This window comes from Nocardioides sp. HB32, from assembly GCF_054058995.1.
This window is the reverse complement of sequence record NZ_JBSSBS010000001.1, coordinates 1,619,101-1,636,867: the sequence shown is the minus strand read 5'-3', so window position 1 is coordinate 1,636,867 and position 17,767 is coordinate 1,619,101. Positions and strand designations below refer to the sequence as shown.

Below are 17,767 nucleotides of genomic sequence, written 5' to 3'. Positions count from 1 at the left end.
CGCTCGTGACGCCATGGGAGAGCGCGCGTTTCGAGGTGACCCGTGCGGGGGACATACGTCAAATGGGCACCGGCGCGGGCCGGTCCGGGGGGCCCCCCGAACGAAGGGGACGTCAATGTCCGTGGATGCCACTTCGTCACAGCCCGGTCGGAGGCGCGACTTCGCGCTGAAGCGGGAAGTCGGTCTGATCGGCCTGATGTGGGCCTCGATGGGGTCCATCATCGGCTCGGGCTGGCTGTTCGGGGCCCAGGAGGGCCTCATCGCCGCTGGACCGGCGGTGATCTTCGCCTGGATCATCGGTGCGGTCTGCATGTTGCTCCTGGCGCTGGTCCATGCCGAGCTCGGGGCGATGTTCCCCGTCTCTGGAGGCACCGCGCGTTTCCCGCACTACGCGTTCGGAGGGGCGGTCGGTGCTTCCTTCGGCTGGTTCTCGTGGCTGCAGGCGGCGACGGTCGCGCCGATCGAGGTCTCGGCGATGATCACCTACGCCCAGCACTACAGCTGGGCGCAGAGCTGGGTGAAGCCCGAGAACGGCGTCCTCACCACCACCGGCATCATCGTCGCCGTGATCTTGATGGCGATCTTCACGGCCATCAACTTCCTGGGTGTCCGGCTACTGGCGACGACGAACAGTGCGATGACGTGGTGGAAGGTCGCCGTTCCGTTGCTGGTGATCATCGTGCTGTCGTTCAACAACTTCGACACCGGCAATCTCCACGCCGCGGACGGGTTCGCTCCGAGCGGACTCAAGGGCGTGCTCGAGGCGGTGTCGACCGGCGGCATCATCTTCAGCTATCTGGGCTTCGAGCAGGCCGACCAGCTAGCGGGCGAGGCGCGGAACCCCAAGCGCGACATCCCGTTCGCGATCATCGGCTCCATGCTCATCGGCACGGTCATCTACGTGCTGCTGCAGGTCGCCTTCCTGTTCGCGCTGCCCGACAGCGCGATCGGCAACACGTGGACCTCCACCAGCCAGGAGACGTACTACACGCTGTTCACCAGCCCCTTCGCGGAGATCGCCACGCTGCTCAGCCTCGGCTGGCTGGCGGCGATCATCTACGCCGACGCGATCATCAGCCCGGCCGGGACCGGCATCATCTACACGACCGGGTCATCCCGGGTGGCCTACGGGCTGTCGCGCAACGGCTACGTCCCTTCGATCTTCGAGTGGACCAACAAGCGCGCCGTCCCCTGGGTCGGGCTCATCGCCGCATTCATCACCGGCTGCATCTGCTTCCTGCCGTTCCCGTCGTGGCAGTCGTTGGTGGGTCTGATCACCAGCGCCTCGGTGCTCATGTACGCCGGGGCGCCGCTGTCCCTGAGCGCCTTCCGCAAGCGGCTGCCCGACCAGGAACGGCCCTTCCGACTGCCGGCCGCTGAGATCCTCTCGCCGGTCGCGTTCGCCGTGGCCAGCCTGATCATCCTCTGGACGACGTGGAACACCGACTGGAAACTCGGCGTCGCGATCCTGATCGGCTACGTGATCCTGATCGGCAACCGGCTGCTGCACCTCAACGAGCACCGGCCGATGATCAACTGGCGAGCCGCGGCCTGGCTGCCGGCGTACCTCGTCGGGCTGGGGATCATCATCTACGTCAGCTCGTTCGGTCCCCTCGACGACCCGCCCCTGCCGTTCCTGTGGGACATGCTGGTGACGGTGCTGTTCAGCTTCGCGATCTTCTACTGGGCGATGCAGGTCTGCCTGCCCCAGGAAGAGATCGAGGAGATGATGCGCGAGGTCGTGCTGCCCGAAGAGGAGGGTCTCGAGATCCCGGCCCACTGACCGGCCTTCTCCGGCCGGACGCGGGCGCGACCAACACCGCGCTGGCGGTGAACCGCACACCGCTGAGTCACCACCTCCACAGCGTGTCCACGCGCCCGGGCTCCGCCTCCCCCGGTCACCGCGGGTGAATGGGAGGATGCGGACCCCACGCGCGGCCCCGTCATGCCCGCGCGATTCCCACGGCGCGCCTCTGAAACCACCCGATCGGGCCTGGGTCACCAAATCTTTTTGCGGACTGGTGCGGACCTTGAGGGGTCACAGCCCATCTGGCCTGCGCAAACGCGTCGATTCACACGTTGAAGCGGAACGAAACCAGGGGTTTTGGTAGTCGTTGGTCGCTGCCGGTCGAGACCGAAAAATACGGTCTGACCTGCGAAAACGCGCTCGCGGGACCGTTGGACGTCGTCGGCAAGAATCGGCCTCGGCTGGACTTCTTGCGGACTATTTGCGGACCGCTGGGGTCACCTGAGCGTCTCGGGCAGGAGGGTGAAGGCCCTGGATGTGACTGGGCCGGACCGCAGTGAAGTGACGGCGGTCAAGGCTGGCCATCTCGCGGCCGCCGAACCGCTTGACCGCGCGGCGACGACCGGAGCATCTGTCGCCGACAAGGGCAGGTCGTTGAGCGCGGCGGCTCCGCACGCTCGCGGACTTCGACCTGGTCGCCGCGCGGCCGCCATCACAGCCCTGCCTCTGAGGCTCTGGGGCCGACTCACGGAGTTTAGGAACCTTTCGCTTCCTCGGTTTGACATTAGGTACCTTTAGGGTAACCTAGGCATGTTCCTAACAACCAGCCTTCGAAAGGAGCATCCCAATGAACGCCACTACTACAATCACAGTCACCGTGCCCACGAAACGCCTGTCGGACCTCTATGAGTACGTTGCCACGCTCTTCGCGACGAGTTCGCCAGAGGGTTCCTCTGAGGACGCGACGGTACCTTCAGCCGACCTGACCTACGACGACGTGAAGGACGCCTACCTCGGCGGGACCAACAATCAGCCGTGGAAGGACCTCCTGCTGGAGCTGTCGCTCCACCCCGGCGAGGAGGTCTTCTGGCCCGACCTCTGCGAGGCGGTGGGCTACAACCGCAAGGTGATGTCGGGCGTCATCGGAGCCGGCGAGCGGCGCACGAAGGACAAGCGGCCCTACAGCAAGCGCTACGTCGGGGACGACACCTACTTCCTGATGAGCGCTGAGGTCGCGAAGATGATCCACCAGGTCGCGACCATGGAGAAGGAGTCGCCGCCCGACATCGAGGAGTAGTAGCAGAGGAAGAAGCCTCGGACACCGGCACGGGTGTCCGGGGCTTTGACGTTGCCCTCCTTGGTTGGGGAAGGGGTCGCCTTCGTGGCGATGACCTACCTGCCCATCTCGCATGTGGCGGCGCGTGCACCCGCGAGAGTTCCAGCGGACTAGTTGCGAACCGCCGGCCGTCAGCTATCGGTCTCCACGTCGAGGATCGCGTTTGCGACCTCGGACGGGAAGAGCGTCGACCAGATGATCTCGCCCGAGCCAGGGCTCATCTCCACCACGGGCGACGGTTCGGGCTGCCAGTCTTCAGGCGCGACACCCGGGACGCAGTCGAGGAGCAGCGCGAACATCTGCGGGTCCGGCACTCCCTCGGCAATGATCGCGAGGTAGGCCTCGTGCCCGTTCTCTGCCCGGACGAGGGCCTTGATCCGATGGTTTCGGAACTCGGCGACGGCGAGATGGCCGCTCTTCAGCGACATCGCGACGAGCCGGATGACCATGCTCTTCATCTCGCGCCGCCACGCGACAGCCTGTTCTGCAGCGAGGCGCTTCCAGTCCCACTCGGCCGGGAGCAGGTGATCCGAGGAGACGGTCTTCCCCGTCGTGCACTCTCGCTGCAGCGTGGCGTAGAAGTCGCGCTGGGCGCTGTCCGCTTGGCGCCGGCCAGCGGCCCCGATCCACCATGCCCCTCGGTTCGGGCGCACCCATTCCGGGAGATCAGTGCCGCGGAGCTCGGTCACGGCAGCGCGGTGGTCGCTGGTCTTGACCTTGAACCAGACGCGATCGGTGAGCGCGACGACGCGCTCGGCGCCGCCTGCGTCCCGCTGCTCGGGGACCGCCTGGGCGCTCACGATGACCGGCTGATCGATCTCTTCCAGGCGGACCCCAAGGTCCGGCAGTTCAAGCCCAACATCACCGAGGCAGCGCTTCGTTGGGCGCACGCCGACCGGTTCCGAGACCATGTGGCGAATCTAGCGGTCAGGTCGGACGGTCCAGCGGAAGGCGATGCGTCGGTTACTTCGGCATGCCGCCGAGGTCGTCGAGCTCTTCGCCGCTGAGGCCGGTCATGAGCGACACAGCAGCGGCGTCGGTGCCATTGAGCTGGCCGAGCGCAGCCTTGATCCCGGCGTTGATCTCATCGCGGTGGGCGTCGATGTACTCGCGCACGGCAGCGTCAACGATGTCCTTCTTCGAACGGGACATGAAGTGAGCTGCGTGCGACACGAGTTCGTCGGTAGCGGCGTCAACCTTGATCGGCGCAGTAGCGGTAACCATAGGGCTGCCCTCCTTCTCGGGTACCAAAGTACCAACAACTACCGTCTAGGCAAATCCAAATGCCCAAGGTGAATGCCGGGCGATCGGGTGCATCATCGATCCGCCCGTACGCGCAGGCCCGCACCGATAACCTAGGAGGCACCATGAATCTCGGGGGCGACGCCAACCGCCTTGCCGCGGAGGCGCGCGCCCGCGTATTGATAGACCGCCAGCTCACCGACGCGGGCTGGTCGGTGCAGGACAGCAGGTCGCTCAACCTGTTCGCGGCCCAGGGCGTCGCGCGCCGCGAGGCAACCATGGCGACCGGGCACGGTCGAGCCGACTACCTGCTCTACGTCGACCAACGGGTCGTCGGGGTGATCGAAGCCAAGCCGGAGGGCACTCCTCTGTCGGGTGTCGAGTGGCAGTCGGCGATGTACGCCGACGGCCTCCCGCCCGACGTAAAGCTCGCAGCGCTGACGAAGGACGGTCGGCTCCCCTTCGTCTTCGAGGCCAGCGGCACCGAGACCCACACGTAACCGCTCACGGCACCACCGGCAAGAATCGGTGGCTCTTCGCCGGGGAGGGCGACGAACCACCGCACCAGAACACCGTCGGCTACTGGTGGCGCAAGACGCTGCGGGACGCCGGCCTGTCAGGAATAAAGCTCCACAACCTCCGCCACTTCTACGCCTCCGGTCTCATCGCCGCCGGTTGCGACGTCGTGACCGTCCAACGGTCGCTCGGCCATGCGAAGGCAACCACGACCCTCAACACCTACGCACACCTCTGGCCTACCGCCGAGGACCGTACGAGGAAGGCAGCGGAGTCGATCATGTCTTCGTCGCTCGGGCAGCAGGGAACGGGAGCCGCTCGCAGACTAGGCCCCTGAACTCCGACCCGAGCAAGATCCGCGCCCTGAAGGTGGTCCACGACGCGCAAGTTTCACCGCGCGACGTCGCGACAATCGATTTCGAGCAGAGTTGACTGCCGAACCGCCCTCCCCGCGAACCCACGGTCATCGCCAAGGCTCAAGCCCATGCGGCACCCGCGACCGGCAAGACCTCGGTGGCCGACTACCTTCGCGCGACCTACGGGGCGCGTGCATTCAGCTACGGACAGGCGCTGCGAGATCACGCCAGCTTGCACGGCATCAGCCATCAGGAGCTTCGAGATCAGTCATCGAACGTTGTGACCGCGGACCTTATCGCGGAGCTCGACGCCAGCTTGCCGATGCTGCTCGCCGGATGGCGTGAGGACGGTCCGGTGGTCATCGACTCGCACGCGGTCACCAGTGAAGTGTCGGGACTCAGGGCGCTTCCGTATAGCATCGACGCGCTCACTGCAATCGGCACATAACGCAGATCGTCTGCGTCATCGCAGACGGAGAGACCCTACTCGGACGCATCCGTGCGACGCCCGAAGGCAGGCGAGCCGACGATCGGTGGAAGCTGGAGCAGTTGAACAACACCCAACTGGCATTCTCTGCCGCGTACGCTCGCACACTCAGGATCGGGCTATCGGTAATTGACGCGCGCTCGTCCCGGGAGGACGTCTGTCGCGCGGTGGCCTCGCGCTGCAATCTCGTACCTTGAGCTGCGGGTCGGTAGGGAGCTTGGCGTGCACAGGATGCGGACAGTTGGCTCGGCGATCACGATGCGTCCATGAGTGAATGTTCAGTTAGTCGGACGAAGTACGGCGCCACAAGGTCGGCCGTGAACGAAACCGTGTAGCTCGAGGGGATCAGACCAAGGGCGCAGGCAATCCGACGCACCACTGACGTGACCTGCGAGGCGCCAACCTTGGAACCTGACCGCAAGTTCTGGACGTGGGTGGATGCGAAGGATTGACGTGGACGGACGCTGACACCAAGTGGCTGCTCGCTGCGACAGACCAGGGCATAGTGGTGGCTCTTGCTTGGACTGATCCGGCTCGTGACACGCCAAGAGTCCTGAAGCTCGAAAGGCTCGCCGTCGAGGCCGACCCCGCGATGCCACACCGCGACCTGCGCGGGTGCGACGTCGCGCGCTGCCGGTCGTGATCGCATCGGCGTAAAGACGACCTGAGGTTCGATGGCGTGCGCGAGGAGGGCTTCAACGGACGGGCCGATGGCGTTGCCAACTCCCCAGAGGAACGTGCCGCCGCTGGCCAACCGCTCGGATTCCTTACGCTCAAGGATCGCGCCAATGTCCTCACCGGCCTCGGTGCCGTACTTCGTCCAACAGAACAGATCGGGGAGGAGCTCTGCCGTACTATCCGTGTCGACATCGTGGAGCATGCCCCGACAATAGAGGTGTACCCGGGGTCACCGAGGCACCGGGACGGGTGTGTCCGGTCGTCGAGTACCGGGGAGGAGTAGTTGTGGCGCTTACTCCCAAAGCCCTACGCGTCGAGCTCAGTCGCGCCGGCATCGCCAACGCCGCTGTCGACGCCGCCTGGCCACAGTGGTGGAGCTCCGAGGCGGAGTCGTCGCTGTCAGCCACTGCCGAACTGACGTTCACAGTGGCCCGTCGCCTGGGCCTCTCGCCCCAGGACCTGCTTGACGGCGAAGCGCGCTTTGTCTGGCGCGACGAGACCAAATTCAAGCGTCTAACGGCGGCCGCATCCGCCGAGGAGCAAGCCCTCTCTTCCTTTGGCTGCGCCGTGGCACGGACGGCCGTCGCCGGCGCAGTTCCGGGTGACTCGAGCGCGACATACAGCGCCCACGAGATTCGTGATGCGGTTCTGCATGAGGCCCCGTTCGTTCACGCCGAGGCGCTGCTCGCGTTTGCTTGGGGCATCGGTATTCCGGTGCTGCAACTGCGCATCTTCCCGCTGGCGCAGAAGCGGATGCACGCGATGACCGCGGCAGTTGGTGGTCGGGCGGCCGTCCTGCTGGCCCGCGACTCGTCCTACCTCGCACCAATGACGTTCACGCTGGCCCACGAAATCGGTCACGTGATGCTCAACCACTTGATTGGCGCGACTGCTGTGGTGGACTTCGAGGACCCGCTGGTCTCTCCCGAGCCGGGTGACGACGAAGAAGCCGAGGCCGATCGATTCGCACTGGAGCTGCTGACCGGTCAGCCGGAACCCGTAGTGCTGACCGACATCGAGCGTTTCTCGGCGACTCAGCTCGCCAACGCAGTCGAGCAACAAGGCCCGCGCCTCGGCATCGAGCCGGGGGTGTTGGCCATGTGCGCCGGGCACACCACCAAGCAGTGGGACAAGGTCTACGGCTCACTGAAGATCATCGCCCCTGGCCAACAGGACGTGCCGCGTTGGCTCAACTCGATTGCAGAGCGGCAGCTGGACTGGCCAGCGATTCCGGAGGACAGCCAGGACTACCTCCGAGTCGTGATGGGGTTGCCACGCGACGATGTGTGAACTTCTGCTCGACGTCGACGTCGTCATGAAATTGGCCGCCTACGACCTTCTTGACGTGATCGCACACCCTGGATGTGCGCCGGACTGCAGCGGCCGTCGCGGGGTGATCGCCACAACTCGGTTTGTGGCACGGAAGCGCTTGAGACGGAAGACCGCCGATACAGAATCAGCCCAAGCCCGGCTCGCGGCCTTCCTAGGGGACGCTGTCGAGCTCGAGCCAACCGACGATGAACTGGGGCTGGCTGCCGACATCGAGGCGGAGGCGGCCATAGCTGGGTTGGAACTCGACTCTGGCGAGAGTCAGCTGTGCGCGATCGCCATCGCGCGAAGTATCCCTGCCCTGCTGACCGGCGACAAGCGGGCCATCGCAGCAGCCGAGGCACTCCTCGAGACAGTTGCCGAGTTGGCAGCGCTGACGGAGCGCATCGCGTGCCTCGAACAAGCCATGACCTTGGCGGTGCAGCGGCTCGGGGCGCTGCCGGTGCGTGCCCTGGTAATGGCCGAGCTGGGCATGGACACAGCGATCAACATCTGCTTCCAGTTCACGAACCCGGCGGTCGACGAGACCTTCGAGCCTTCTGGCTTGTCGAGCTATATCAACAGCGTTCGTGCAAGCGCACCGACGCTGCTGATCCCGGGGGACATGTTGGAACTGCCGTCAGTTGCGTAGGAACACCGCGTAGGGCGCGACGACGTTGGCCCGCAACCTAATCTGGACCATCTTGGGCTCACCGGCCGGCTCATCCGTAACCTCCAAGCACGCCTTGTCGACCCGGCCCTGGATGTAAGTCGCGCCGACCTTGCCTCGACTCGGGCCGATGGCAACGCGTGTCCGTGACAGATCAACCAGTTCATCGACCTCGTCGAGCGAGTCGACCAGCAGGGCGTACCGCGACCCGACGCAGTTGATGCCCTTGGGGACCGGCTTCCACCTGACGCCGTCCTCCGAGTACTCGTCAGCGCGCACGGGCTCAGCGAAGTGGTTCGATGTCATCGGCTGCATTGCCAGCACGATCGGCCCCACGCTTCCCATGGCGAAGGGCCGCACCATGGACGACGGGTGACAGGTGTTGCCGCCATAGCCCCAGAAGGCCATGCCTTCGGCCTCGATCTCGGCTCGCTTGCGGCCGATGATGTCGGACAGCTCCTCGCTGGCGTGGGTGCCGACCTTCATGTACAAGATGTTGTCGCCGGGCTCGATGGTCATCTCACTCCTCCTCGTCGAGCAGCTCGAACTCGTACTCGTTGGTGTTGGCCCGGCCGTAATCGACGCGCTGGCGCTCGCGGACGTAACGAACATAGGGGCTGGCCGACTTCCCATAGAAGTGGTCCAGCTGTTCGCGGCCACGGATTGCTTCGCTCTGCGGCACATGTCCGCTGTCGGGCAGGGATGCGATCATCAGGTTGCAGGACTTCAGATCGGGGGCGTCGTCCAGGTGATACGCGTGCAGCCGAGGCATCATGCGGCTGACAAAAAACTGCTGCTCGACGGCGAACTGCTGGACGCGGTGCAGCACCTGTTTGGGCCACGGCAGTTCGAGGTCGTCGGCGATCACGATCATGCCCTCGCCGCTGTAGTGCATCGCCTCCATGCCGCGCTGGGCGAAGACCTTGACGCTCTCGCCGGCGTTGCTCGCACCCCACGGCGGGTTGGTGTAGAAGCGGTCGTAGGGCTCGACGTCCGGGAAGGCGTCGAGGCAGTTGTAGAGCACGGCGTCAAGGTTGTCGAGGCGCTCCTTGTCGGCGAAGCGGGTCACCGCCTTGACGATGCGCTCGTCGAAATCGAACACGGTGATGTGCGCCGGCCCGGTGTCGAGGATCCCCTTGGCCGACAAGTAGGCCGTGCAGACACTGATGGCGTCGCCGTCGCCGATGAAGGCGAGCCGATTGCCGTCGGCCCAGCGGGAGACGAACTCGCTCTGCATGACCATGTCGCCGGTCTTCATGTAGATCTGATCGAACTCGCGCAAGGGCCGAGGGCGGTTCTGCACCACGTCGGAGACCGCATTGATGGCAGCCTTCAGGTCAATCTCGACCACCACTGCAATCACCACCTAGGTCGGACGCTCATTCTGGGCGCAGCAAGATCAGGCGAGCGCCACGTGGATCGCCCAGAAGATTACGCGGCGGATGGGTGTCCTCGCTGCGCAATTTCGCCATAGAGCCGCCCAAACGGACTCCGGCCATCCGCGCTCTCAGCCCCTGAGGGGCTCCTTCCGGCGGGGCCGCGTGAGCCATCCTGCTGAAATTCTTGCGGACTCTGTGCGGACTGGGAGGGGTCATACCCGTCTGACCTGCGCGAACGCGCCGACTCACACGTTGAAGCGGAACTCCACGACGTCGCCGTCCTGCATGACGTAGTCCTTGCCCTCCATGCGGACCCTGCCACTCTCGCGTGCCTTCAGCAGCGAGCCGGCCTCGAGCAGGTCGTCGAAGGAGACGATCTCGGCCTTGATGAAGCCGCGCTGGAAGTCGGTGTGGATCACGCCGGCGGCCTCGGGGGCGGTCGCGCCCTTCGGGATCGTCCAGGCGCGCGTCTCCTTGGGGCCCGCCGTCAGGTAGGTCTGCAGGCCGAGGGTCTCGAACCCGACCCGGGCGAGCACCTCGAGGCCAGGCTCCTCGACGCCCATCTCGCGCAGCATCTCGCGGGCCTCCTCGTCGTCGTCGAGCTCGACCAGCTCCGCCTCGAACTTCGCGTCCAGGAAGATCGCCTCGGACGGCGCCACGAGCTCCTGCATCCGCGCCTTGAGAGCCTCGTCGGCGAGCTCGTCGGCGTCGCAGTTGAAGACGTAGATGAACGGCTTGGCCGTGAGCAGCGACAGCTCCCGGACCAGCGTCCGGTCGACCTTCGTCGCGGTGATCGGAGTGCCGGCCTCCAGGTGGCCGAGCGCCTCCTTCGCGGCGTCCAGGTTGGCGACGAGCGACTTGTTGCCGCGGGCCTCCTTCTCCAGCCGGGGGATCGCCTTCTCGACGGTCTGGAGGTCCGCGAGGATCAGCTCGGTCTGGATCGTGGAGATGTCGTTGGCGGGGTTGACCTCGCCGTCGACGTGGGTGACGTCCTCGTCGCGGAACACCCGCGTCACCTGGCAGATGGCCGCGGACTCGCGGATGTGCGCGAGGAACTTGTTGCCGAGGCCCTCGCCCTCGGAGGCGCCGCGCACGATGCCCGCGATGTCCACGAACTCCACCGTCGCGGGCAGGATCCGGGCGGACCCGAACAGCTCCGCGAGCCTCGGCAGCCGGTCGTCCGGCACCCCCACGACGCCGACGTTCGGCTCGATCGTCGCGAACGGGTAGTTCGCCGCGAGGACGTCGTTCTTGGTCAGGGCGTTGAAGAGGGTCGACTTCCCCGCGTTGGGGAGTCCGACGATGCCGATGGTGAGAGCCACGGGCGGCAACTCTACGGCGCGGACGGACCGCGCCCGAATCAGCGCGGCGGCCGGATCGGGCCGCCGCCCGGCGGCACGGCCTCGAGCACCTCGAGGTCGTCACCGACCCGGATGGTCACTCCGGGGGTGTCCGGCACGAGGTTGATCCCGAACCAGGTGGCGCCGTCCCAGCGGCGGATCCTCGCGAGCGAGCGGATCGGCTCCTTCTCGCGTGCGGCGGTGTCGGGATCGATCGTGGTGAGCACGCATCGGTCGCAGCCCTTGACGGCCCGGAACACCGCGTCTCCGATCCGGATCCGGCGCCAGTCGTCCTCGGCCCACGCCCCGACGCCGCTGACGACGACGTTCGGCCGGAACCGCGTCATCGGCAGCGGCTCGCGGTCGAACGGCGACGACGCGAGCACCTCGTCGTTCACCGCGCCCAGCGAGGCCTCGGTCGCCAGCAGCAGCGGGTACCCGTCCGCGAACGACACCCGGTCGCCCGGCTCACTGAACTCGATGTTCGTCGGCCTGCGCATCGGGTCGTCGAGGTGCACGAGTCGCACGGCCCTGCCGAGGGCCTTGCTGAACCACGCATCGGCCTCCGGTCCGGCTGCGGCCGCGGTCAGCCGCGAGGACCAGATCTCCACCGGCACCTGGCCGGCGGGGTCCGGGACGCCCACCTCGAGGGCGGGCAGGTCGGGCGCGGTCAGGCGGAGTCCGTACGCCGTGATCTCGGGCGCGACGAGCACCAACCTGTTGACCTCTCGCGCGGTGACCACGACGCCCCGGTCGTCGACGACCATCCAGCGCCGGTCCCCCGCGAGGCCCCACGGGTCGACGGTCGCGACCTCGACGGCCGCACCCCGGCACGACTTGACCGGGAACCGGTGGATCGACGTCAGGCGGGCAGTCACGTCCTCACGCTACGGCGGGCTGCCGGGTCCAGGCGAACCGCAGCACGGTCACGGAGAACACCAGCGTGAGCGCCACGATCACGGCCTCGACGGCGCCACCCCCGCCGGAGGTGAAGATGCCGTGCTCGACGTCGTACAGGAAGTCCATCCCGAACAGGTACATCCCCGCCGAACCGGCACAGGTCAGCCAGAACGTCGCCGACCCGTTGTCCCGCACGAGCGCCACCAGGGCGAGCACGCACGCGAGGCCCAGCCAGAGGTCGGCGAGCGGGAGGCGTTCTCGAAGTCGTAGTACGCCTGGGTGTGCTCGCTGGCGAGCGCGTCGCGATCGGTGAACCAGATCGACCAGTACGCGACGTCGATCAGGATCGCGATGGCGAGCATCGCCTGCACGGTGCGCCTCATGGGCGCATCGTGGCAGACGTCAGTGCTTGACGAGGCGCACCACGACGCCCTCGGGTCCACTGCCCCAGCACGTGCCGGGCACGCACTGCACCGCGTCGAGGTCGAGCCGGCTGAAGCGCGTCCAGTGCTTCCCGCCGTTGCGGGTCAGGTCGCTGCCGGACGGCCCGACCGCGACGGCGACGTCGTCGGTCCGCCAGTCGACGCCGGAGCGGTAGCCGGAGAGATCGCCGCCGTTGCGCCAGTGGCGGCCGTGTGAGTGGGAGTACGCCGAGGCATGGGCCCCGCGGTTCTCGTGCTCGAAGTCGCCGCCCACGGCGAGACCGACACCGGAGCGGAACGCCAGCGAGAACACCCCGCCCGCGGCCGAGGCCGGGATCGTCGAATCCGTGGCGGTCCAGTGCTTGCCCCGGTCGTGGCTGGCGAAGACGCGCGCCACGGACCCGCCCGAGGCGAGGTAGGCGTCGTGCGCCCCGGCCGTGACCAGGCAGGTGCCGCTCGCGGCGAACCCGAACTCGCCCTTCTTCGCCCGCGGCATCCCGGCCGGGTCGACCCGCCGCCACGAGGCGCCGCCGTCGTGGGTGGCGATGATCCGGAACCTGCCGTTCACCGGGTCGCTCATCGCGAGCCCGTTCTTGCCGCCGGGGTACATCGCCATGCAGTCGTAGAACGCCTTCCTGTCCCGGTTGACGAAGGCCTTCGTCCAGGTCCGCCCGCCGTTGGTGGTGCGGTAGATCCGGCTGTCGCGGCCGTTGCCGATCGACATCACGAGCGCGACGTGAGCGCTTCGGGCCTCGACGTCGCGGAACAGCAACCCCTTCGCACCCGCCGGCGAGACGTTCTGCCAGGTGCGGCCGGCGTCCGTCGTACGCCAGACGCCACCGGCGCTGCCGCCGACCCAGGCGGTGCGCGCGTCGACCGCGTCGAGGCCGCGGAACTGCTGGTCGGTGTGGACGTCGACGTGCCTCCAGTGCGGCAGCGGCGCGGCGGCGTGTGCCGAGCCTGCGAGCGAGACGGCGAGGGAGACGGCGAGGAAGGCGACTGACAGGATGCCGAGAAGTCTGCGCATTCCAGCACTGTAAGCCCGATCGTCGCGTCAAGATGCCGGGGTGAGGCTCGCAAATCGACGAGACCACCAGGTGCACCTCCACGAGGAGCAGTGGCGCACCGCGAACCGCGACGGGCAGCCGCCGCCGGCCTGGGAACGAGGGCACGACGACACCTGGAAGCTGGACCCGGGCCAGGAGGTCGTGGTCGCCGCCCGGTTCGCCGACTACACGGTGCCGTTCAGGATCCACTGCCACATGCTGGAGCACGAGGACCACGGGATGACAACGACGTTCGAGGTCGTCCCGTAGCCGGTCGGCCTGCCTCACTAGGGTGGCCCGCGTGCGCATCGCCACCTGGAACGTCAACTCCCTCCGCTCCCGCATCGACCGCGTCGAGGCCTTCCTGGACCGGCACGAGATCGACGTGCTCGCGCTCCAGGAGACCAAGGCCCGCGAGGACCAGCTGCCGCTGATGGGCATCGAGGCGCGCGGGTACGACGTCGCGGTCGCCGGGGTGAACCAGTGGAACGGGGTCGCGATCATCAGCCGGGTCGGGCTCGACGACGTCGAGACCGGGTTCCCGGGACAGCCGGGATGGGGCGAGGTGGCCGAGCCGGAGTCGCGGGCGATCGGCGCGACCTGCGGCGGCGTACGCCTGTGGTCGTTGTACGTGCCCAACGGCCGCAAGCCCGACGACCCCCACTACGTCTACAAGCTCGACTGGCTGGCCAAGCTGCGGACCGCCGCCCACGAGTGGCGCGACGGCGCCACCGCGCTGGTCGGCGACTGGAACATCGCACCCCGCGACGAGGACGTCTTCGACATCGCGCAGTTCGCGACGTCGACCCACGTCACCCCGCGCGAGCGGGCGGCGTTCCAGGCGCTCCTCGACGACGGGTACGTCGAGGTGACCCGCGCCCACGCGCCGGGCTACACGTACTGGGACTACTACCGCCAGCGGTTCGAGCGCGACCGCGGCCTCAAGATCGACTTCGTGCTCGGCTCGCCGTCGTTCGCCGCCCGGGTGACCGGCGCCTTCATCGACCGCGAGGAGCGCGCCGGCACCGGCGCCTCCGACCACGCGCCGGTGGTCGTCGACCTCGACTGACGGGTCGGTCGACCTGGACCTCGACCTCGCGCTCGACCGCCTCAGGTTCACCGCGGACCCGAACAACGACCCCACTGTCGGTGGCCCCCGCCATGCTGGCGCCATGACCGCAGTGACGCTCTTCCTCACCCTGCTCGTCGGGCTCGGCCTGGGTGGCCTGCTCGGCGTGCTGTGGTCGCGTTCGCGCACCCCGTACGTCGCCGGCCTGGTCGACCAGGCCGAGGTGATGCAGGGGCTGGACCGCCTCAGCGACCAGATGCAGCACCTCGACCGGGCCCGCGCGACCTGGCAGGGCCAGTTCGACACCCAGGTCGAGCAGCTCCAGCGCGAGACGCGCTCGCTGTCGACCGCGCTGCGCAAGCCGCAGGTGCGCGGGCGGTGGGGCGAGCTGCACCTGCGCCGCGCCGTGGAGCTCGCCGGGCTCGTCGACCGGTGTGACTTCGCCGAGCAGGTGCGGCTCGACGACGGCGCCCGCCGGCCCGACCTGGTCGTCCACCTGGTCGGTGGTCGCAGCGTGATCGTGGACGCCAAGGTGCCGCTCGACGCCTACCTCGACGCCACCTCGACCGACGACGACGACCAGCGCGAGCACCACCTCCGCCGCCACGCCGGGCAGCTGCGCACCCACGTCGACGCGCTCGGCTCCAAGCAGTACTGGCGCTCGCTCACCGAGACCCCGGAGTTCGTGGTGCTGTTCGTGCCGGCCGAGTCCTTCCTCGCGGCGGCGCTGGAGACCGACGGGTCGCTCATCGAGTACGCCGCCGCGCGGCAGGTCGTGCTCGCGACCCCGACCACGCTGATCGCCCTGCTGCGCACGGTCGCCCACGGCTGGAGCCACGAGGCCCTCGCCGACCAGGCCCGCGAGATCCACCGGGCGGGCCGCGAGCTGCACGGCCGGCTGGCCGGCCTGAACGCCCACCTCGACCAGCTGGGCCGGTCCATCAACGCCGCGGTCGGCCACTACAACCAGACAGTGGGCTCGCTGGAGTCGCGGGTGCTGGTCAGCGCCCGGCGGTTCGGCGACCTGCCCGCACCCCGCCAGGTGGAGTCGCAGACCCGGTCGATGGCACCGGTCGACCTGCGGGTCGTGGACCGGCGCGCCGCCGACGGCGAGGAGGGCACGGACCATACCGTGGCCCTGTGAGCCAGCGCCGGACTCTCTGGGAGGAGGGGCGCGAGCCAGGCCGTCAGGTCGTCGCGCTCGGGCTGGCGCTCGCCCTCACCGCGGTGGTGCTGGACCAGGCGGTCTTCGGGCACGTCGGGCCGTTCTTCGACGTCTGCTACGTGCTGATCTGCATCGCGATGGCGCTCGCCGTCCGGCCGAGCGACTTCTTCACCGTCGGCGTGCTGCCACCGCTGCTCATGGTCGCGGTGTTCACGCTGCTCGGCCTCACCCGCCCCGACGTGATCGCGGACCAGGGCGACGGCGTGATCCAGGCCGTCGTCTCCGGGCTCGGCCACCACGCGGCCGCGCTGGTCACCGGCTACGCCCTGTGCCTGGGGATCCTCGCGGTCCGGCAGCGGGTGCTCACGCAGTCGCGGCCTCCGGCCCGCAGCGCCCACTGACAGCGACCACTGACGGCGCCCAAGTGACAGCGCCCACCGGCGTCAGGCGGCCTCGAAGCGCGCGGGGTCCCCGGCGCCGAGGCGCACCACCTCGGGGTAACCCTCCGACCAGTCGATCACCGTCGTCGGCTCGGCGAGCGTCTCGCCCGCCTCGACGACGACGTCGACGGCGTGGTCGAGCTCCTCCTTGATCTCCCAGCCCAGGCTGCGCGGCTCCGTCTCGCCGGGCAGGATCAGGGTGCTGGTGAGCAGCGGCTCGCCGAGGGTGTCCAGCAGCGCCTGCACGAAGACGTGGTCGGGGATGCGGACGCCGACCGTGCGCTTCTTCGGGTGCATCAGCCGGCGCGGCACGTCCTGGGTCGCGGGGAGCACGAACGTGTACGGCCCGGGCGTCGCCGCCTTGATCGCGCGGAACGCCGAGTTGTCGAGCTTCACGAACTGCCCGAGCTGGGCGAAGTCCTTGCACATCAGCGTGAAGTGGTGCTTGTCGTCGAGCCCGCGGATCCGCAGGATCCGGTCCCGTCCGTCGCGGTTGCCCAGCTGGCAGCCGAGGGCGTAGCCGGAGTCGGTCGGGTAGGCGATGAGCTGGTCCTCGCGCAGCGCGTCCGCGATCTGCTGGACCAGCCTGGGCTGCGGATTGTCGGGGTGTACGTCGATGAAGCGGGCCATCAGACTCGGCCGGCCGCCTTGAGGTCGCGGCGCAGCTCCGGTGGCAGCGCGAAGATCAGCGACTCCTCGGCACTGTGCACGGCCCGGGCGTCCGGGTAGCCCCGGTCGGAGAGGAACGACAGCACACCGTTCACGAGCTCCTCCGGCACGCTCGCCCCCGAGGTGACGCTGACGGTGCTCACACCCTCGAGCCAGGCCTCGTCGATCTCCGAGGCGTCGTCGACGCGGTACGCCGCGTGCGCGCCGGCCTCGAGCGCGACCTCGACCAGGCGCACCGAGTTCGAGGAGTTGCCGGAGCCCACGACGATGACGAGATCGGTGCCGGCGGAGATCTCCTTGACCGCGAGCTGGCGGTTCTGGGTGGCGTAGCAGATGTCGTCGCTCGGGGGGTCCAGCAGCTCGGGGAACCGCTCCCGGATCGCGGCCACGGTCTCCAGCGTCTCGTCGACCGAGAGCGTGGTCTGCGACAGCCACGCCACGCGAGAGGGGTCACGCACCACGATGCCGGCGACGTCGTCGGGTCCTTGCACCAGCTGGATGTGCTCGGGCGCCTCCCCCGCGGTGCCCTCGACCTCCTCGTGGCCAGCGTGGCCGATCAGGAGGATGTCGTAGTCCTCGTTCGCGAAGCGCTTGGCCTCGTGGTGCACCTTGGTCACCAGCGGGCAGGTGGCGTCGATGGTCTTGAGCGAGCGGGCCTCCGCCTGGCGGTGCACCTCGGGCGAGACGCCGTGCGCGGAGAACACCACGGTCTCCCCCGCCGGCACCTCGTCGAGCTCCTCCACGAAGATCGCCCCGCGACCCTCGAGGTCGGCGACGACGTGCTTGTTGTGGACGATCTGCTTGCGCACGTAGACGGGGGCGCCGTACAGGTCCAGCGCCTTCTCGACGGTGATCACGGCGCGGTCGACACCGGCGCAGTAGCCGCGCGGCGCCGCCAGCAGGACGGCCCGGTCGGCGTCCTCCGGCGACAGGATCGGCGGCATGCCCATGTCGGTCGTCATGTGGCCAGTCTAGGAGCGTCGGCGCTATCCCCTAA

At 68.0% G+C, this 17,767-nt stretch carries 23 protein-coding genes; 11 read left to right on the top strand and 12 right to left on the bottom strand.

Annotated features, from left to right (window positions below; all coding sequences use genetic code 11):
- Positions 1–115 precede the first annotated feature (115 nt).
- Together ACVW2K_RS08280 and ACVW2K_RS08275 are read left to right on the top strand one after the other, a co-directional pair.
- Positions 116–1,783 (top strand): APC family permease, encoded by a 1,668-nt coding sequence (locus ACVW2K_RS08280; RefSeq protein ID WP_457202181.1) that lies wholly within the window; start codon positions 116–118, stop codon positions 1,781–1,783.
- Positions 1,784–2,744: 961 nt separating this feature from the next.
- Positions 2,745–3,044 carry a hypothetical protein gene (locus ACVW2K_RS08275; RefSeq protein WP_457202180.1) on the top strand — a complete coding sequence of 100 codons (300 nt, stop codon included), beginning with the start codon at positions 2,745–2,747 and terminating at the stop codon, positions 3,042–3,044.
- Between the two features lie 170 nt (positions 3,045–3,214).
- Here the strand turns inward: ACVW2K_RS08275 and ACVW2K_RS08270 are convergent, their stop codons facing one another.
- Positions 3,215–3,994, bottom strand: coding sequence for a hypothetical protein (locus ACVW2K_RS08270; protein WP_457202179.1), 780 nt, complete (start codon positions 3,992–3,994; stop codon positions 3,215–3,217).
- Between the two features lie 52 nt (positions 3,995–4,046).
- On the bottom strand, positions 4,047–4,307 hold the full coding sequence (locus ACVW2K_RS08265) for a hypothetical protein (protein ID WP_457202178.1): 261 nt from the start codon (positions 4,305–4,307) through the stop codon (positions 4,047–4,049).
- Between the two features lie 59 nt (positions 4,308–4,366).
- Between ACVW2K_RS08265 and ACVW2K_RS08260 the strand changes: the two genes are divergently transcribed.
- From ACVW2K_RS08260 to ACVW2K_RS08250, 3 genes are all read left to right on the top strand, one after another.
- Positions 4,367–4,825, top strand: a complete 459-nt coding sequence (locus ACVW2K_RS08260) for a hypothetical protein (RefSeq protein WP_457202177.1) — start codon at positions 4,367–4,369, stop codon at positions 4,823–4,825.
- Positions 4,708–5,178 carry a tyrosine-type recombinase/integrase gene (locus ACVW2K_RS08255; RefSeq protein ID WP_457202176.1) on the top strand — a complete coding sequence of 157 codons (471 nt, stop codon included), beginning with the start codon at positions 4,708–4,710 and terminating at the stop codon, positions 5,176–5,178. The genes ACVW2K_RS08260 and ACVW2K_RS08255 overlap by 118 nt, the downstream gene beginning before the upstream one ends.
- Positions 5,179–5,273: 95 nt before the next feature.
- Positions 5,274–5,645: an AAA family ATPase gene (locus ACVW2K_RS08250; RefSeq protein WP_457204053.1), complete on the top strand. Its 372-nt coding sequence runs from the start codon at positions 5,274–5,276 to the stop codon at positions 5,643–5,645.
- A 292-nt stretch (positions 5,646–5,937) separates the two neighbouring features.
- Here the strand turns inward: ACVW2K_RS08250 and ACVW2K_RS08245 are convergent, their stop codons facing one another.
- Positions 5,938–6,564 (bottom strand): hypothetical protein, encoded by a 627-nt coding sequence (locus tag ACVW2K_RS08245; RefSeq protein ID WP_457202175.1) that lies wholly within the window; start codon positions 6,562–6,564, stop codon positions 5,938–5,940.
- A gap of 83 nt (positions 6,565–6,647) precedes the next feature.
- Between ACVW2K_RS08245 and ACVW2K_RS08240 the strand changes: the two genes are divergently transcribed.
- Together ACVW2K_RS08240 and ACVW2K_RS08235 are read left to right on the top strand one after the other, a co-directional pair.
- Positions 6,648–7,652 (top strand): ImmA/IrrE family metallo-endopeptidase, encoded by a 1,005-nt coding sequence (locus ACVW2K_RS08240; RefSeq protein WP_457202174.1) that lies wholly within the window; start codon positions 6,648–6,650, stop codon positions 7,650–7,652.
- Positions 7,645–8,322 (top strand): hypothetical protein, encoded by a 678-nt coding sequence (locus ACVW2K_RS08235; protein ID WP_457202173.1) that lies wholly within the window; start codon positions 7,645–7,647, stop codon positions 8,320–8,322. Before ACVW2K_RS08240 ends, ACVW2K_RS08235 begins: the two co-directional genes overlap by 8 nt.
- Here ACVW2K_RS08235 and ACVW2K_RS08230 read toward each other — a convergent pair.
- The 7 genes from ACVW2K_RS08230 to ACVW2K_RS08200 form a co-directional block, all read right to left on the bottom strand.
- Positions 8,311–8,859, bottom strand: a complete 549-nt coding sequence (locus ACVW2K_RS08230; RefSeq protein WP_457202172.1) for a hypothetical protein — start codon at positions 8,857–8,859, stop codon at positions 8,311–8,313. The two genes, ACVW2K_RS08235 and ACVW2K_RS08230, sit on opposite strands and share 12 nt — an antisense overlap.
- Before the next feature lies 1 nt (position 8,860).
- Positions 8,861–9,706, bottom strand: a complete 846-nt coding sequence (locus tag ACVW2K_RS08225) for a bis-aminopropyl spermidine synthase family protein (protein ID WP_457202171.1) — start codon at positions 9,704–9,706, stop codon at positions 8,861–8,863.
- A 258-nt stretch (positions 9,707–9,964) separates the two neighbouring features.
- Complete coding sequence (gene ychF / locus ACVW2K_RS08220) at positions 9,965–11,041, bottom strand: redox-regulated ATPase YchF (RefSeq protein WP_457202170.1); 1,077 nt, start codon at positions 11,039–11,041, stop codon at positions 9,965–9,967.
- 38 nt (positions 11,042–11,079) lie between these two features.
- On the bottom strand, positions 11,080–11,937 hold the full coding sequence (locus tag ACVW2K_RS08215) for an MOSC domain-containing protein (RefSeq protein ID WP_457202169.1): 858 nt from the start codon (positions 11,935–11,937) through the stop codon (positions 11,080–11,082).
- Between the two features lie 4 nt (positions 11,938–11,941).
- Positions 11,942–12,175, bottom strand: a complete 234-nt coding sequence (locus ACVW2K_RS08210; protein ID WP_457202168.1) for a hypothetical protein — start codon at positions 12,173–12,175, stop codon at positions 11,942–11,944.
- Entirely contained in the window at positions 12,121–12,342 is a 222-nt protein-coding gene (locus tag ACVW2K_RS08205; RefSeq protein WP_457202167.1) for a hypothetical protein, read from the bottom strand. The genes ACVW2K_RS08210 and ACVW2K_RS08205 overlap by 55 nt, the downstream gene beginning before the upstream one ends.
- Positions 12,343–12,361: 19 nt before the next feature.
- A complete protein-coding gene (locus tag ACVW2K_RS08200; RefSeq protein ID WP_457202166.1) occupies positions 12,362–13,408 on the bottom strand; it encodes a WD40/YVTN/BNR-like repeat-containing protein in 1,047 nt (348 codons plus the stop codon).
- A 40-nt stretch (positions 13,409–13,448) separates the two neighbouring features.
- On the opposite strand from ACVW2K_RS08200, the gene ACVW2K_RS08195 reads away from it, so the two are divergent.
- The 4 genes from ACVW2K_RS08195 (at position 13,449) to ACVW2K_RS08180 (ending at position 16,062) form a co-directional block, all read left to right on the top strand.
- On the top strand, positions 13,449–13,697 hold the full coding sequence (locus ACVW2K_RS08195; protein WP_457202165.1) for a multicopper oxidase domain-containing protein: 249 nt from the start codon (positions 13,449–13,451) through the stop codon (positions 13,695–13,697).
- 31 nt (positions 13,698–13,728) lie between these two features.
- Complete coding sequence (locus tag ACVW2K_RS08190; protein ID WP_457202164.1) at positions 13,729–14,496, top strand: exodeoxyribonuclease III; 768 nt, start codon at positions 13,729–13,731, stop codon at positions 14,494–14,496.
- A gap of 103 nt (positions 14,497–14,599) precedes the next feature.
- Entirely contained in the window at positions 14,600–15,640 is a 1,041-nt protein-coding gene (locus ACVW2K_RS08185) for a DNA recombination protein RmuC (protein ID WP_457202163.1), read from the top strand.
- Positions 15,637–16,062: a DUF6542 domain-containing protein gene (locus ACVW2K_RS08180; protein ID WP_028639147.1), complete on the top strand. Its 426-nt coding sequence runs from the start codon at positions 15,637–15,639 to the stop codon at positions 16,060–16,062. The genes ACVW2K_RS08185 and ACVW2K_RS08180 overlap by 4 nt, the downstream gene beginning before the upstream one ends.
- A 42-nt stretch (positions 16,063–16,104) precedes the next feature.
- Here the strand turns inward: ACVW2K_RS08180 and ACVW2K_RS08175 are convergent, their stop codons facing one another.
- Positions 16,105–16,731 (bottom strand): L-threonylcarbamoyladenylate synthase, encoded by a 627-nt coding sequence (locus tag ACVW2K_RS08175; RefSeq protein ID WP_028639148.1) that lies wholly within the window; start codon positions 16,729–16,731, stop codon positions 16,105–16,107.
- Positions 16,731–17,732, bottom strand: coding sequence for a 4-hydroxy-3-methylbut-2-enyl diphosphate reductase (locus ACVW2K_RS08170; protein ID WP_457202162.1), 1,002 nt, complete (start codon positions 17,730–17,732; stop codon positions 16,731–16,733). The genes ACVW2K_RS08175 and ACVW2K_RS08170 overlap by 1 nt, the downstream gene beginning before the upstream one ends.
- Between the last annotated feature and the right edge of the window lie 35 nt (positions 17,733–17,767).